This is a genomic window from Mesonia mobilis DSM 19841 (assembly GCF_000423405.1).
In the GTDB taxonomy this organism is placed as follows: domain Bacteria; phylum Bacteroidota; class Bacteroidia; order Flavobacteriales; family Flavobacteriaceae; genus Mesonia; species Mesonia mobilis.
This window is the reverse complement of record NZ_AUHX01000008.1, coordinates 37,133-52,899: the sequence shown is the minus strand read 5'-3', so window position 1 is coordinate 52,899 and position 15,767 is coordinate 37,133. Positions and strand designations below refer to the sequence as shown.

Sequence of the window (15,767 nt, the reverse complement as noted above, 5' to 3'; positions counted from 1 at the left end):
ATGAAGCAGTTAGTAACAAAAATAGCTAAGAGCAAAAGCTTGTTTTTTGCGGTATTGGCAGTGCTATTTCTTCAGCAAACTTACGCGCAAGAAGTTATATCTTCTATCGATACGACTCAGCTAAAGATCGGTGAGCAATTTCGTTATCAAATAAAAGTTGAAGCCAATAAAGATTTTCCGGTAGTTTTTCCTGAAGGGCAAACGTTTATGCCGCTAGAAATGGTCGAGGCTTACCAAATAGATACCACTCGGCTAAAAGATAATAAAACCTGGCAGTTAACGCGAGAATATGCATTAACGCAATGGGATTCGGGTTCTTATGTGATTCCGAAGCAAAAAATAATCGTAAACGACCAAAGTTTATTTACCGATTCAATTAAAGTTGAAGTTGCCACGGTCGTGGTCGATACGACTAAACAAGCCTTATTTCCTATAAAACCAACGATCGAGATAGAAGAACCTTCTTCGTTCCCGTGGTGGATTCTTTGGTTAATTTTGGTGATTGCCGCAGTAGCCGGTTTAGTGTTGTTGTTCTTAAAATTGCGTCAGCGTAAGATTGAAAGAGAACAGCAAATTCCGCCCTACGAGAAAGCGATCGATACGCTTAAAAAATTAGATGAAAGTCAGGCGTTGGAGCGTGGTGAAATGAAGGAATATTATTCAACCTTAACTTTAGCGGTAAAAAGATATATCGATGAAAAAATAGACGAACGCGCTTTAGAAAGTACCACAGAAGAGCTTATTCAACATTTAAATGAATTAAAAGCGAATAAATCTATACTCGTTAAACATAAGGTAATAAACGATCTGCAAGATATTCTACGCCGAGCCGATTTAATTAAGTTCGCCGGCGGCGGAATGGATAAACTCACAGCAAAAGCCGACCGTCAATTAATCGAAGAAGATATTAATAGTATTAAAGATTCGATCCCAGAACCTACAGAAGAAGAATTGCTTAAAGACGAAGCCTACGCTGAAGAAAAACGAAGAAAAAAGAAAAAGCGAACGATAATCATTTCAGTAGCTCTTGGATTTGCTATTGGTTTTATCGGCATTTTTACGTTTATCGGCATTAAAGGCTATAATGCTGTAAAAGATCAGTTGCTTGGTACTCCTACTAAAGAACTATTAGAAGGCGATTGGGTAAAAAGCGAATATGGTTTTCCATCAGTAACCGTAAGTACACCAGCGGTGCTAACAAGAATTAAAGAGCCTGTGAAAATGACTTTTGGTAAACAAACTTTAGAAATGGAAGTCTTTAATTACGGGCCAGAATTAGGGGATTTTCACATTATGCTAAGTACAATGCCGATACCATCTGGTATAGACTTTAATTTGAATGGAACGGTTGATGGTATCCTTAATGAGATGGAAAAAAATGGAGCTAGGAATATTATCATGAAAGATGAAAAATTTACTACAGCAACCGGGCAGGAGGGAATTAAAGTTTTTGGAAGTGCCGTCTATAAAAATCCTTTATTAGATAGAGATCAAACTAAAGAATATTTGATTCTAAATCTTTTTGAAAATGGAGGTTTTGAGCAAGTTACTGTTATCTACAATAAAGGAGATGAGTACGCTGAAGAAATAGCTAATCGTATTATTAATTCAATAGAATTTAACAGAGAAAACTAATGTTCGATTTTAATAACATCACTTTCGAAAATCCGCAATGGTTTTGGTTATTTCTATTATTTCCAATACTAATTGCTTGGTATATCTGGAAGCGAAACCTACAAACCCCGGAAGTTAAAATTTCCAGCATCAAAGGTTTCAAAATAAAACAAGGTATTTTACCTAAACTAAGACCGGTTCTATTTGTGCTGAGGTTGCTTTGTCTTGCCTTATTAATTACCGCAATGGCAAGACCAAGAACGGTCGATGTTACTTCGAGAACCAAAAAAACGCAAGGGATCGATATTGTAATGGCTATCGATGTTTCGCCTAGTATGTTGGCAAGAGATTTAAAACCTAATCGTTTAGAAGCTTTAAAAGAAGTAGCTGCAGAGTTTATCGAAGGTCGCCCAAACGATCGTATTGGTTTGGTGGCTTACGCCGGTGAAAGTTTTACAAAAACCCCGATCACTAGCGACAAAGCCATTGTGCAAAGTGCCTTAGAAGATATTCAGTATAGCGATTTGTTAGAAAATGGTACTGCAATTGGGATGGGATTAGCAACCTCAGTAAACCGTTTAAAAGATAGTAAAGCAAAAAGTAAAGTGATCATTTTACTTTCTGACGGAGTGAATAATACGGGTTTCATCGATCCTAAAATTGCGGGAGAATTAGCCGTAGAATACGACATAAAAGTGTACACTATTGGTTTAGGTTCTAACGGAACCGCTTTGGGGCCAATTGGTATCGATCGCAGCGGGCAATTTAGATACGGCCCAACAAAGGTTGAAATTGACGAAGATTTAATGAAACAGATCTCTAACCAAACCAACGGGAAGTATTTTAGAGCGACTAATAACGAAAAGTTGGAAGAGATCTACGAAGAGATCAATAAACTGGAAAAAACAGAAATAGAAGAATCTAAATTTTATAATTACGAAGAAAAATATAGACCGTTAGTCATCTTAGCCGGCTTACTTTTTTTAATTGAAATTATACTTAGAAACACAATATTTAGAAGTTTTGTATAAATGGTAGTTTTAGAAGAGAAAATATATTTTTGGTTTTTACTGGCAATTGCCGTGGTGATTGTTATTTATTTTCTTCAACTTATTTGGAAGAAAAAAGCCCAGCAAAAATTCGCAACTCCGGTTTCTTTAGAAAAATTAAGTCCGAATAAATCGAGGTTTAAACCGATATTAAAAGTTTTGTTTTGGAGTTTAGCGATCGCTTTTTTAACGATGGCGCTTGTTAACCCAAAGATCGGTTCTAAAATGGAAACCGTTAAACGTGAAGGTGTCGATATTGTTTTTGCGATCGATGTGAGTAAAAGTATGCTTGCAGAAGATATTGCACCCAACCGTTTAGAAAAATCGAAGCAGCTGGTTACGCAGATCATTAATAATCTAACTAGCGATCGCGTAGGGATCATTGCTTATGCAGGTTCGGCATTTCCGCAGTTGCCAATTACAACCGATTACGGTTCTGCCAAGTTGTTTTTACAAGCGATGAATACCGATATGGTTTCTAGCCAAGGTACGGCGATTAACGAAGCTATCGAACTTGCACAAACCTATTACAATGATGAGTCTGAAACCAATCGTGTTCTATTTTTAATTAGCGATGGTGAAGATCACGGTGGTAATATTGAAGATATTGCAGAGCAAGCTGCCGAAAAAGGAATACGCATTTTCACCATCGGCGTTGGTTCAGCTAAAGGCGGACCTATTCCCATCAAAAGAAATAACGTCACGCAATCGTATAAAAAAGATAGTAGTGGTGAAACGGTGATCACGAAGTTAGACGAAAGTACACTTCAGCAAATTTCAGAAGAAACCAACGGCGAGTATATTAGCGGGAATAACACAAGCCAAGTGATCGATAAGGTGAATGACATTTTAGCCAATATTGAAAAAACCGAATTCGAAAGTCAGCAATTTGCAGATTATAAAGATCAGTTTCAATGGTTTTTAGGCTTTGGCATACTTTTTATAGTTTTAGATGTATTGGTGTTAGAACGTAAAACCTCTTGGATAAGAAGGCTGAATTTATTTAATGAAAAGAAAGAAGATGAAGCATAAACTAATTGTACTTATAGGTTTAGTTTTTTCAGTAGCTTTTCAGGCAAAAGCGCAAGATGAAGAAGCCAAACAACGACAAACTGAAGCTAAAACCTTAGCTTTTGAAGCGCAAAACGCGATGGCGAATAACGAGTTTGCAAAAGCTGAAGCCAAATACCGCGAGGCGATCTCTAAAGATCCCGATAATGCTGAACTAAGGTATAATTTGGGGACGGTTTATCACAATAAAGAAAAAAACTTAGAATCGGTTTCGAGACTTAATCAATCTGCCAAAGTTTCAGAAAGTAAATCGACTAAACACAAAGCATTTCACAACCAAGGAAATGTTTTTATGAAAGAAGAAAAATATGGCGAAGCGGTCGAAGCTTATAAAAATGCTTTAAGAAACGACCCGACCGATGAAGAAACGCGTTATAATTTAGCGATCGCCAAAAAGAAAGCTGAGCAAATGCAGCAAGATCAAGATAAGAGCAAAGATCAAGAAGAGCAGAATAAAAAGAATAAAGACGAAGAAGGAGAAAACAAAGAAGACCAGCAGAAAAACCAAGATAAAAAAGATAACCAAGAAGGCGATCAAGGCAAAAATCAAGAGCAGGGAAGCGAAGAAAATAAGCAAGAGAAAAAAGAAGGCGAGGGCGATAAAGAAAAACCGCAACCCGATAAGCAACAACAAAAAGATAGCGGTAAAGAAGGAAAAGAGCAAAGCCAGCAGCCGGTAAAAGGACAAATGTCGCCGCAACAAATGAAGAATTTGTTAGAAGCTATGGAGAATCAAGAAAAAGAAATTCAAGATAAAATTAACGCTCGAAGAGCAAAAGGTCAGCCTAAAAGCACAGATAAAGATTGGTAATGAAGATGAAGCAGTTTATTTTTTACATCCTGTTGTTTGTTTCGGTTTCCGGTTGGGCACAAGTAAAATTTGAAGCCGAAGCCAGCCGAGAAAAGCTAGGCGTTAACGAACGTTTACGTGTCGATTTTACAATGAATCAAGACGGAGATAATTTTAATCCGCCAGATTTTAAAGGCTTTACGGTAATTGGTGGTCCCAACCAGTCGATCAGTCAGAGTTTTACCAATGGTAGAATGTCTTTTCAAAAAAAGTATAGTTATTTTCTACAACCTAACGGAAGAGGAAACTTTAAAATTGGTCAAGCTGAAGTAGAAATAGAGGGGCAAACCTACAAAACACCTTTTATCGATATTGAAGTAACCGCCGCTGTCGATACACCAACCGAAGGAAGAAACCCAGAAATTATTGCGGCCGATAATATTCATTTAGTAGCTGAAATTTCTAACCGAAACCCGTATTTAAATGAAGGTATTTCGGTACGATACAAACTCTATTTTAGTCCGGAAATTACCGTTAGACAATGGTACCCAAAAGACAACCCGACGTATGCCGATTTTTGGAGTCAAGATATCGATATTAAACATTTAAGCGTAAAAGAAGATCTCTATCGTGGCGATCCTTACCAATATGTAGTGATTCGAGAAACGGTACTTTATCCGCAGAAAACCGGAAAGTTAAAAATAGAACCTCTTTCGCTTACCGTTCCTGTAAATGTACCTTCAGACCGTCGAGATATTTTTGGAAGACGTTTATATGAAACCATTGAACGCACCGTTTCTTCTAACAATCAAACCATCGATGTAAAAGCGTTGCCTAGCGAAGGCAAACCGGCTAATTTTACGGGAGCTGTTGGGAGTTTCAACTTTAAAGTGACCAATACAAAAGACGTGTTGGATGCTACAGAATCTTTGCAAATTAAGCTTCAGGTTTCGGGGAATGGGAATTTAAAATTATTTCAGCTTCCGAAGTTAAATTTACCGTCTTCTTTAGAAGTTTACGAACCGGAACATCTAGAAAATGTAAATACCAATTTAAATGGAATGTACGGGAACATTTCTGATAACTACACGGTTGTTCCGCAGTTAAAAGGAAAATACCCTATAAATCCGGTAAGTTTTAGTTATTTCGACCCAAGAACAGAAACCTATAAAACGCTTACTTCCGAAGAGATTTTATTAAATGTTGAAAACGGCCCGATCAATAATGCGGCTCAGGTAACTTCGACAACTTCTGATGGAAACACCAAACAAGCGGTAGCTTCAGCGCCAAGTCAATTTAAATATATTCAGCTAGACGCTAATTTAAAACCGATTGATCGTTCTCCGTTTTTTAAAAGTGTTGGTTTTTGGACAGGAGTAGTGATGCCGTTATTATTAATTCCGATAGGGATTGTTACCGGAAAAAAACGTAAAAGCTATTTGGCAGATGCAGCCAATAATACGTCTAAAAAAGCCGATAAACTTGCTCGTAAATATTTATCTGAAGCAAAGAAAAATTTAGGCGACCAAAAGCAGTTTTACGAAGCTTTAGAACGCGCGTTGCATAATTATTTAAAGGCGAAACTTTCTATTAAAACGGGAGAAATGAGCAAAGATAAGATCAAAGCTTTATTGGCAGAGCGTGGCGTAGAGCAAGAAACGATTTCAGCATTTATCGGTATTTTAGAAAGTTGTGAGTTTGCTCGCTATACGCCAACTTCTAATGTTGGGATGCAACAAGATTACAATAAAGCCAAAACAACAATTTCAGAATTAGATAAGCAGTGGTAAGATGAAAAAGTTATTGATTGTTTTTTTATTGCTAAGTACAAGTTTGTTTGCTCAAGATAACGAAGCTTTGTTTGAGCAAGCTTCTCAAGATTATGCAAATGGTAATTATAATAATGCCATCGATAAATATGAACAGATTTTAGCGAATGGTGAGACTTCTGCTAATCTCTACTACAATCTGGCAAATGCACATTACAAACTAGATCACATCGCGCCAAGTGTTTATAATTACGAAAAAGCATTGTTGCTCGATCCTAATCATAAAGATGCGCAAAACAATCTGGTTTTTGCACAGAATATGACTTTAGATGCTATTGAAACTTTGCCTAAAGGAAGTCTTTCTAAAATCGTAGACGGTATTATTTCTAAATTGAGTTACAACGGCTGGGCTTGGTTGGCAGTTGTGGCTTCTGTAATTTTAGTCGTGTTCTTTTTCTTGTATTATTTTTCTGCAACGACCACCAAAAAAAGAGCCTTTTTTACGCTTTTTGTGGTAAGTACTTTGGTAATGATCTCTTCTGTAGTATTTGCTTATTTACAATTCGATATTCAGCAGAAAAGAAGTTTGCAATAGTTTTTGCTGAAGAATCTACGGTTTTATCTGAACCTAACCCAAGTTCTTCAAACGCATTTATTCTACACGAAGGCACTAAAATTAAATTGTTAGATGAATTTAATAACTTCTATAAAATTGAATTAGCCGATGGCCGACAAGGCTGGATCAAAGAAAATGATTTAAAAGTCCTCTAATGGGCATAATAAGCTATAATTTTCTTACTTTAGTCTTGTTTTCTAAAACAATACACTATTGAAATCACTGGCATCTATATTTCTCTTTTTATTTATTGCTTTTACAGTAACGCCAACGGTAGTTACGCTAATTAAGCATAATGCCGATATTTCTTATGTTTATAATTATAGTGAAGAAGAAGAAAACCATCGCGGTTATGGCAAAAAGAAAAGTGATGATTTTCAATTTAAACTCATTCCAGAATCTAACCTAACTTCTTTTATTTTAGAAGAAAATATCACTTCATTTGGTGACTATTATGTAATGCCTTTACCGGTTATTTACTTTGATTTACTTTCCCCTCCACCAGAATTAGCTTAAACGTTCTAGTAGTATTTTATAAAAATTTCATTTAAAAAAACTAAACAATGTTGCTTTTGTAAATTATACAATAGCTAAGCATTGTAAAATTTAATAGTTATGTTTAAGCATTTAAATAAGGATATTCCTGCAAGTATTGTTGTTTTTTTTGTAGCCTTGCCTTTGTGTTTAGGTATTGCATTAGCGAGTGGAGCACCGGCTTTTTCAGGATTAATTGCTGGGATTATTGGCGGCGTTGTGGTAGGAGCTATTAGTGGTTCTCAGTTAGGAGTAAGCGGTCCCGCAGCAGGTTTGGCGGTAATTGTTTTGGGAGCGATCGCGAATTTAGGTTTTGAGCAGTTTTTAGTGGCTGTAGTAATTGGCGGAGTTCTACAAATTTTATTAGGTGTTTTAAAAGCCGGAGTCATTGGATATTACTTTCCTTCATCTGTGATTAAAGGAATGCTCGCCGGTATCGGAATTATTATTTTTCTTAAACAAATTCCGCACGCATTTGGTTACGATAAAGATTATGAAGGTGAACTTCAATTTTTACAAGCCGATGGTGAAAATACTTTTACAGAACTCTTCAATATGCTTGATTATATTTCTGTAGGTGCGGTAATTGTAACTTTAATTTCACTTGCAATTCTACTGTTATGGGAATTTGTTTTAGCAAAAAAATCTAAAATCTTTACGATCATTCCGGGACCTTTAGTTGCTGTCGTGGCGGGTGTTGTTTATTATGTAACGATGCAAGGAAGTAATTTAGGTATTGCTGAAGAGCATTTAGTAAATGTTCCTGTACCGGAAAGTTTTGATGATTTTACTTCGCAATTTACATTTCCTAATTTTAGTTTTAGCGTGATCACAAATTACAGTGTTTTATTAACCGGAGCTACGATCGCAATTGTGGCAAGTTTAGAAACATTGCTATGTGTAGAAGCTGCAGATAAATTAGATCCACAAAAACGAGTAACACCAACAAATCGAGAATTACTAGCGCAAGGAACAGGTAATATTATTTCAGGATTAATCGGAGGTTTACCTATTACGCAGGTTATTGTAAGAAGTTCTGCAAACGTGCAATCGGGCGCAAAAACAAAAGTTTCAGCAATTTTACATGGTTTCTTTTTGCTTATTTCTGTAGTAACGATTCCGGTATTGCTTAATATGATTCCGCTAGCTGTTTTGGCTGCTATTTTATTAGTTGTGGGTTATAAATTGGCAAAACCATCACTTTTCAAGAAAATGTGGAGTCTAGGTTTAACTCAATTTGTCCCTTTTATTGTTACCATACTTGGTATTGTTTTTACCGATTTGCTTATTGGTATTGGTCTGGGCTTAGCGGTCGGCATTATTGTAATTTTACTGAATAGTTATAAAAATTCACATTTTTTACATCAAGAAAAAGTAGCTGCTAATAGCAAGAACTATCAATTAGAATTAGCAGAAGAAGTGACCTTCTTAAATAAAGGAGCAATTAATAGAGAACTTCAGCAATTACCAAACGGAGCGATCTTAGAAATCAATGCTCAAAAAGTAAAATCTATTGATTATGATGTGATTGAAATTTTAGATGAATTTTCTGTTCAAGCTAAAGAAAGAAATATAACCATTACCTTTGTCTCCAAGAAAGGGAAATTTGAAAACCCTGAAAGTTATAAGAAATTTTTTGAAAAAGAGAAAAAACAAATTGCTTAAATCTTTACATTATGGGACAACAGTTTTATAAAAAAATTCTTGATAATAATAAAAACTGGGTAAACGAAAAGTTAGCCAGTGATCCAGAATTTTTTAAACGCTTAGAAAATGGACAGCAGCCACCACTTTTATGGATTGGTTGTGCAGATAGTCGTGTGCCGGCAAATGAAATTATCGGAGCGCCTCCGGGAGAAGTTTTCGTACATCGTAATATTGCTAATATGGTCGTACATACCGATATGAATATGTTGAGCGTTTTAGATTACGCGGTAAATGCTCTTAAAATTGAACATATTATTGTTTGTGGTCACTATGGTTGTGGTGGTGTAAAAGCAGCGATGGAGCATAAATCTATCGGTTTAATCGATAACTGGATTCGACATATTAAAGACGTTTACAGAAAACATCAAGCAGAATTAGAAAAGATTGAAGATGAAAAAGAACGTTGGGATAAGTTTGTTGAACTAAATGTGGTAGAGCAAGTTTTTGATCTTGCTGAAACTTCTATCGTGCAAAACGCTTGGAAAAATGACCAAAAACTTACCGTTCACGGTTGGGCTTACGGCGTTGGTACCGGTTTAGTTAACGATCTTGGCGTGAATTTAAGTAATAACGATGAGTTAGATGAAGTATATAAATTAGATTTCTAAGAATTTACTTCAACTTAAAATAAATTAAAGAGTCGAATAATTTTTCGGCTCTTTTTTTATACGTTTAATTTATCGTTGGTTTCTTCAAAACCTTCTAAAATCGGTGGCAAAACGATCGGTGCTACTTTTTTGATAGGTTTTAATAAGATTGAAGTCTTAAAATGACCTTCTTCTAAAAAAGTAATGCTTTTGTTGAGGTTGGTTAAAAACATAACGATCACGCTAAGAACGAAAGCAAACTTTATAAGTCCGAAAATTCCGCCTAAAATTCGATTTACAATTCCGAGAGCGATCATTCCGGCGAGTTTGGTAAGGAGTTTTCCGATGAGTAAAATAAGTAAAACAATGAGTAAGAAGGTAAGCGCAAAGCCTGCGATCTTAATATACTCTTCATCCCAAGAAAGCCTTTCACCCAGAAAATCGATGGCGAAGTAAGAAAAATGTATGGCACCGTAAATCCCTGCAATGAGTGCGACTAAAGAAGCCAGTTCAACAATTAAGCCTCGCATAGCTCCGCGTACAAACCCTAAGATTAGGATGATTACGATAACAACATCAACTAAATTCATAAAAGCAAATATAATTATTTTGGCAAAAGAAGTTGCTTATCTTTGCACCTATGGCAAGAGATGAAGAATTAAAACAAAATTGGGAGAGAGTTCAGCAAAAACTATCTCAGCAATTTGCAGATGGAGATGTGTTAGAATTAGATGCAATTATTTACCTAATTGGCGTGCAAGAATTAGGGCAACTGCACCAACGGTTTAAGAAAGATCAAAAGTTAGATCTAATGCATATTGCTATTTGCAGACTTTTAGAACCTTATGGGTATTACGAGTTTGATTATATCGATGAAGACGGCTGGCCGCATTATAAAGTTTTAGAGCAACTGCCCAACTTAAAAGCAGGAGAACAAGCCATTATGATGAAAGAAGCGATCGTGCAATATTTTTTAGAAAAAGAATATATTTTATAGATGATATTTTTTCTAAACGCTATAAATTTTCCCAACGATAGCGGACCAATTTATCGGGAAACCATTGAAGGTCGATTTCCGGTAGAGCCATTTAATACGTTTAGTAACTTATTGTTTTTAGCGATCGTCATTTATTTTTCGGTACGCGTTTATAAAAATGCAAAACAGCAAGCATTTTTGGTGTATGCATTACCCATTTTATTTGTAGGTTTTGTAGGTGGTACAATCTATCATGGTACGCGAAGTCACGAGATTTGGTTGTTGATGGATTGGGTGCCTATTGTAATTTTATGTCTTTCAGCTTCGATCTATTTTACCTTTAAAGACGGCGAAAATTCGTTGCAAAAATACGGTTTGCTCGCCATTGTTCTGCTTTTGCTTTTTGCTCCCAAATTTATCAAATGGCCTTATAAATTGGGCAATTCTATCGACTATATTTCTACAGCTATCGGGTTGTTATTACCGATGTGTATTTACTTGGTAAAAACGAAATTCAAATTCGGTGAGAATATTTTATTCGCCTTATTATCGTTTAGTAGTGCGATTACGTTCAGAATTTTAGATATAAGAGCCGATATTTTTGAAGTAGGTACGCATTGGCTTTGGCATAGTTTCGGAGCAATTTCGGTCTTCTTTTTAATGCGCTATATTTATAAAGATCGGTTAAGAATTTCTTCTGAAAATATACCCCGTTAAAAAGCTTCCATTAGTTTTCTATTTTCTTAACTTTGCGCCTTTATAAGTTGAAGAAAAATGATAGATAAGATTAAAAATTACATTGCTGAAGTAGAAAAATTTTCAGCCTCGACACAAGAGGAAGTAGAAAACTTCAGAATTAAATTTTTAGGACAAAAAGGGATCTTAAAAGAGTTTTTTGCAGAATTTAAAAACGTGCCTAACGAATCTAAAAAAGAGTTTGGGCAAACGATTAATGAGCTTAAAACTGCCGCGCAAGATAAAGTAAACCAGCTAAAAGACGAGTTAGAAAGTAAGCTGGAAGAAAAAGGCGTTTATGGCGATTTAACACGTCCCGGTGAGCCTATCGAAATTGGTTCACGTCATCCTATTTCTATCGTTAAAAATCAGATCATCGACATCTTCTCAAACATTGGTTTTAATGTTTCTGAAGGTCCGGAGATGGAAGACGACTGGCACAACTTTACGGCCTTAAACCTTCCGGAATATCATCCTGCCAGAGATATGCAGGATACGTTTTTCATTCAAACCGATCCTGAAGAGATTTTGCTAAGAACGCACACATCTAGTGTTCAGGTGAGGTATATGGAAAATAATCAGCCGCCAATTCGTACGATTTCTCCGGGAAGAGTATTTAGAAATGAAGCAATTTCTGCGCGTTCACACTGTATTTTTCATCAGGTAGAAGGTTTATATATCGACAAAGGCGTTTCATTTGCAGATCTAAAGCAAACTTTACTATATTTTACTAAGCAATTATTCGGAAAGTCTAAAATTAGATTACGCCCTTCATATTTCCCATTTACAGAGCCAAGTGCCGAAGTAGATATTTATTGGGGCTTAGAAACCGAAACCGATTACAGAATCACTAAAGGAACCGGTTGGTTAGAAATTATGGGTTGCGGTATGGTAGATCCTAACGTACTTAAAAACTGTAACATCGATCCAACAGAATATTCTGGTTTTGCTTTTGGGATGGGTATCGAGCGTATTGCGATGTTACTGTATCAAATTGGTGATATTCGAATGTTTTATGAGAACGATGTTCGTTTCTTAGATCAGTTTAAATCTGTTTTATAATATGAAGAGGATAGGCTTTTTTGCATTGGTAATCATTGTGTTAGGTGTTATTTTATACGTCACCTTTATCATCGCACTTTTAAAAATTACCATTGGTTTAATCTTGTTAGCGGTTGCCGTGATCTTATTTGCGATTGCCTATCAAAAAATTAAACATCGACTTAACGATTAGTAGTTGTGAAGAAAGATATTGAAATTCCTGTAATAGAAGGCGTTTATTTAGTAGCGGTTAACGAGTTTAATAAAGACCACCGTACGCACGATTGGTATGCATATTTAATTAATGAAAACAACTATCCGTTAGAAACTGTACTCATCGTTTCTAGTGGTTATGATAAGAAAGACAAAACATCGACTATGCGTCACACGTTAAAAGTTTTGGGTGCGAAGTCTTTTGCAAAAGTTGAATATCTAGAACCAAATGTTTTAAAGCTGAATAACGAATTTTCAGTTAGCTTTTTTGCTGAAGGAAAAATGCTTCATAAGAATTTCATTTTCAAAAAGCATACAATTGCTGAAGCTAACGCTAAGAAAGTTCCTTTAATGAAGGAAGAAGGTATTTTAGCGAGTTAAATTTTATTGCTGAAGTTTTCTCAAATTCATCACCACAATTGCGGTTAAGATGAATAAAATACCCAACCATTGATACAAATTTACTTCTTCATTTAAAATGAAATAAGCCGCAATCACGGCGACTGGTAATTCTATTGAAGTAATTATTACACCTAAACCCACATTCAATTTCGGCATTCCCTGTGTCATTAATAGAGGTGGAAGAATGGTGCCGAACAATGCTAAAATGGGTCCCCATTTCGTAAACACATTCCAGTTGAAGCTTTCATTCAAATAAGGAATAGCGAGAAGAGCAACAATTATAAATCCGCCTAGCATCATCCATTTACTTCGAGTGATGGCAGGTAAATGTTTGGCAACGGTATTTGAGGTGTAAATCGTAACTGTGTAAGACAAAGCAGCTAATAACCCAAACAAAACTCCTAGAGGACTAATAGTAAACTCATCGAAAAAGACATTGGTGGCTAAGAACGTTCCTGTTAAAATAAGCACAACAGCTAAAATTTTTAATAAGGTAGGTCGCTCTTTTGATTTTATGGCGTTAAAAACCACGCCCATCCAAACACTTTGCATCAATAAAACAATACCAATCGATACCGAAACATATTGAACCGCTAAGTAGTAAAAAATACTCGTAAAGCCTAAAGAAGTTCCTGCCAGCGCTAAGTGAATTATATTTTTAGAAGAAGCTTTGGTAACTGGCTTTGTCTGCTTTTTTCCTTTATAAAAGAAGTTGATCACTAACAAAGCAAGAAAACCTAACAACATCTGCGAGAAGGTCACCTCGTAGGTATTATAACCTTCAGCGTATGCTAATTTTACGAAGGTGGTTAGAATACCATAGCTTGCCGCGCCAAGCGCTACTAAAAGTGCGCTAAAAAAATGATTGTTTTTCAAGTCGGTTGAAGTTAATTAAGCTTTTCGCTTAATTTAATGAAAGTCTTTTTAGGGTTTTTCTGCTCGTAAAGAATTTGATAAACCGCATTAATTATCGGTGTACGCGCTTTCTTAGCTTTTTCTTTATTGATCTGGTAAGCACTTTTGGTGGCATAATAACCTTCCGCAACCATATTCATTTCCATTTGAGCGCTTTTTACCGTGTAACCTTTCCCAATCATATTCCCGAACATTCTGTTTCTACTAAAAACCGAATAACCGGTCACTAATAGATCTCCTAAATAGGCAGAATCATTGATATTACGTTTCATCTTATAGGTTTTTTTAATGAAACGCTTCATCTCACGAATCGCATTACTCATTAAAACACTCTGAAAGTTATCGCCGTAACCTAAACCGTGTGCAATTCCTGCTGCGATCGCATAAATATTCTTCAGCATAGCGGCATATTCTGTACCGACCACATCTTCACTTGTCGTACATTTTATGTATTCGCTGCTTAAATGCTCTGCTAAGAAATTAGCGTGATCTTCGTTAGCACAAGCAATGGTAAGATAGGAGAGACGTTCTAAAGCAACCTCTTCAGCGTGACAAGGTCCGGTAATTACTCCGATATTTTCAAAAGGGATATCATAGGTTTTGTGAAAATGTTCACCAACGATCAAGCTGGTTTCCGGTACGATACCTTTAATAGCGCTAAAAATCACTTTATTTTGAAGCGAGGCAGAAAGAGCGTCTAATTCTGTTTTTAAAAAAGCAGAAGGAATTACAAAAACCAAATAATCTGCATTTTCTACCGCTTCATTAATATCGCTGGTAAGCTGTAGTTGGTTATTGTCAAATTCAACAGAGCTTAAATAATTTGGGTTATGGTCTTCTTTGCGAATGTGCTCGATCGCAGCTTCATTACGCATGTACCAATAGATCTTATCTACATTTTCACATAGCATTTTCGCAATCGCGGTTGCCCAGCTACCGCCACCTAAAACTGCAAATTTTGCATCTCTATTCATAACCCTTTTTAATTTATTTCAAAGTTAAAACCTCTAACCGATTTTTAATGGTAAGATTCGATATTTTTAACATTCATTTTCTAGGTTTTATGCAATTAACTAGAAAAGCTTCCGTTATTAAAATAGATTTTTTGGTTGGTTATTTAGTAAAGCCGTTTTGTAAGATTTTGCAGAGCGGCTTTACGATTTATAAAAATTCATCTCATCAATATATTCCCAAACTTTCTGCGGAAGTAAAGGCGTAATTCTCTTACCTTCTTTCACGGCATTTCGTACAAAAGTGCTTGAAATTTCCATAATAGGAGCATCAACTTTTGTGATTTTCGGATGATTTTTAAACTCTTCTTTGATGGTTGTTGAAGTAACTCGCGGATATACAAAAACTTCGAAACGCTCTAAGATCACTTCGTTGTTTTTCCATTTATGAAGAGTGTTTAGATTATCTTCTCCCATAATGAGGGCGAATTGATAATCGGGATATTTTTCTTCTAAATGCGCTAAGGTATTTACCGTATAATTGGGTTGCGGTAAACCAAATTCAATATTACTGGGCTTGATGTTATCGTAAGCTTCTGTAGCGCGATATACCATTTCTAACCGATGATGATCTGCTAAAAGTGTGCTTTTTTTCTTGTGTGGATTATGCGGAGTGACCACCATCCAGACTTCATCTAGATCTGAAAATTCAACCATATGGTTGGCAATTGCCAAATGACCCATATGAATAGGATTAAACGTACCAAAATATAAGCCTACTTTCTTTTGCAAAACTTC

General features: G+C 35.9%; 19 protein-coding genes. 15 read left to right on the top strand and 4 right to left on the bottom strand.

Features of this window, described 5'->3' with window-relative positions; translation table 11 throughout:
• From G551_RS0108345 to can, 10 genes are all read left to right on the top strand, one after another.
• On the top strand, window positions 1–1,635 hold the full coding sequence (locus tag G551_RS0108345) for a BatD family protein (RefSeq protein ID WP_036243563.1): 1,635 nt from the start codon (window positions 1–3) through the stop codon (window positions 1,633–1,635).
• On the top strand, window positions 1,635–2,645 hold the full coding sequence (locus G551_RS0108340; RefSeq protein ID WP_027885143.1) for a vWA domain-containing protein: 1,011 nt from the start codon (window positions 1,635–1,637) through the stop codon (window positions 2,643–2,645). The genes G551_RS0108345 and G551_RS0108340 overlap by 1 nt, the downstream gene beginning before the upstream one ends.
• Complete coding sequence (locus G551_RS0108335; RefSeq protein ID WP_027885142.1) at window positions 2,646–3,695, top strand: vWA domain-containing protein; 1,050 nt, start codon at window positions 2,646–2,648, stop codon at window positions 3,693–3,695.
• Complete coding sequence (locus G551_RS0108330) at window positions 3,685–4,545, top strand: tetratricopeptide repeat protein (RefSeq protein ID WP_027885141.1); 861 nt, start codon at window positions 3,685–3,687, stop codon at window positions 4,543–4,545. The genes G551_RS0108335 and G551_RS0108330 overlap by 11 nt, the downstream gene beginning before the upstream one ends.
• 5 nt (window positions 4,546–4,550) lie before the next feature.
• Window positions 4,551–6,314: a BatD family protein gene (locus tag G551_RS0108325; RefSeq protein WP_308426756.1), complete on the top strand. Its 1,764-nt coding sequence runs from the start codon at window positions 4,551–4,553 to the stop codon at window positions 6,312–6,314.
• Window position 6,315: 1 nt separating this feature from the next.
• Window positions 6,316–6,888, top strand: coding sequence for a tetratricopeptide repeat protein (locus tag G551_RS15595; RefSeq protein WP_240470476.1), 573 nt, complete (start codon window positions 6,316–6,318; stop codon window positions 6,886–6,888).
• Window positions 6,840–7,064, top strand: coding sequence for an SH3 domain-containing protein (locus G551_RS16960; RefSeq protein ID WP_394359138.1), 225 nt, complete (start codon window positions 6,840–6,842; stop codon window positions 7,062–7,064). The genes G551_RS15595 and G551_RS16960 overlap by 49 nt, the downstream gene beginning before the upstream one ends.
• Window positions 7,065–7,122: 58 nt before the next feature.
• Window positions 7,123–7,425: a hypothetical protein gene (locus G551_RS15590; RefSeq protein ID WP_036243562.1), complete on the top strand. Its 303-nt coding sequence runs from the start codon at window positions 7,123–7,125 to the stop codon at window positions 7,423–7,425.
• A 99-nt stretch (window positions 7,426–7,524) separates the two neighbouring features.
• Window positions 7,525–9,108: a SulP family inorganic anion transporter gene (locus tag G551_RS0108310; protein ID WP_036243560.1), complete on the top strand. Its 1,584-nt coding sequence runs from the start codon at window positions 7,525–7,527 to the stop codon at window positions 9,106–9,108.
• A gap of 11 nt (window positions 9,109–9,119) precedes the next feature.
• A complete protein-coding gene (gene can / locus G551_RS0108305) occupies window positions 9,120–9,758 on the top strand; it encodes a carbonate dehydratase (RefSeq protein ID WP_027885138.1) in 639 nt (212 codons plus the stop codon).
• A gap of 56 nt (window positions 9,759–9,814) precedes the next feature.
• On the opposite strand, the gene G551_RS0108300 is transcribed toward can, so the two are convergent.
• Complete coding sequence (locus G551_RS0108300) at window positions 9,815–10,327, bottom strand: CvpA family protein (RefSeq protein WP_027885137.1); 513 nt, start codon at window positions 10,325–10,327, stop codon at window positions 9,815–9,817.
• Between the two features lie 50 nt (window positions 10,328–10,377).
• Here G551_RS0108300 and G551_RS0108295 point away from each other — a divergent pair, with 50 nt between their 5' ends.
• From G551_RS0108295 to G551_RS0108275, 5 genes are read left to right on the top strand one after another with little or no spacing between them, the layout of a single operon-like run.
• Complete coding sequence (locus G551_RS0108295) at window positions 10,378–10,734, top strand: hypothetical protein (RefSeq protein WP_027885136.1); 357 nt, start codon at window positions 10,378–10,380, stop codon at window positions 10,732–10,734.
• Entirely contained in the window at window positions 10,735–11,430 is a 696-nt protein-coding gene (locus G551_RS0108290) for a membrane protein (RefSeq protein ID WP_027885135.1), read from the top strand.
• Window positions 11,431–11,487: 57 nt separating this feature from the next.
• On the top strand, window positions 11,488–12,510 hold the full coding sequence (pheS, locus tag G551_RS0108285; RefSeq protein ID WP_027885134.1) for a phenylalanine--tRNA ligase subunit alpha: 1,023 nt from the start codon (window positions 11,488–11,490) through the stop codon (window positions 12,508–12,510).
• Window position 12,511: 1 nt separating this feature from the next.
• Entirely contained in the window at window positions 12,512–12,682 is a 171-nt protein-coding gene (locus G551_RS16660) for a hypothetical protein (RefSeq protein ID WP_169558813.1), read from the top strand.
• Window positions 12,683–12,687: 5 nt separating this feature from the next.
• The gene (locus G551_RS0108275) at window positions 12,688–13,083 is read left to right on the top strand and encodes a hypothetical protein (protein ID WP_027885133.1); all 396 of its coding nucleotides are present in this window, start codon (window positions 12,688–12,690) and stop codon (window positions 13,081–13,083) included.
• Between the two features lie 3 nt (window positions 13,084–13,086).
• On the opposite strand, the gene G551_RS0108270 is transcribed toward G551_RS0108275, so the two are convergent.
• From G551_RS0108270 to nadD, 3 genes are all read right to left on the bottom strand, one after another.
• Window positions 13,087–13,980: an EamA family transporter gene (locus G551_RS0108270; RefSeq protein ID WP_027885132.1), complete on the bottom strand. Its 894-nt coding sequence runs from the start codon at window positions 13,978–13,980 to the stop codon at window positions 13,087–13,089.
• 11 nt (window positions 13,981–13,991) lie between these two features.
• Entirely contained in the window at window positions 13,992–14,993 is a 1,002-nt protein-coding gene (locus G551_RS0108265) for an NAD(P)H-dependent glycerol-3-phosphate dehydrogenase (protein WP_027885131.1), read from the bottom strand.
• 180 nt (window positions 14,994–15,173) lie between these two features.
• Window positions 15,174–15,761, bottom strand: a complete 588-nt coding sequence (nadD, locus tag G551_RS0108260) for a nicotinate (nicotinamide) nucleotide adenylyltransferase (RefSeq protein WP_027885130.1) — start codon at window positions 15,759–15,761, stop codon at window positions 15,174–15,176.
• Window positions 15,762–15,767: the final 6 nt, after the last annotated feature.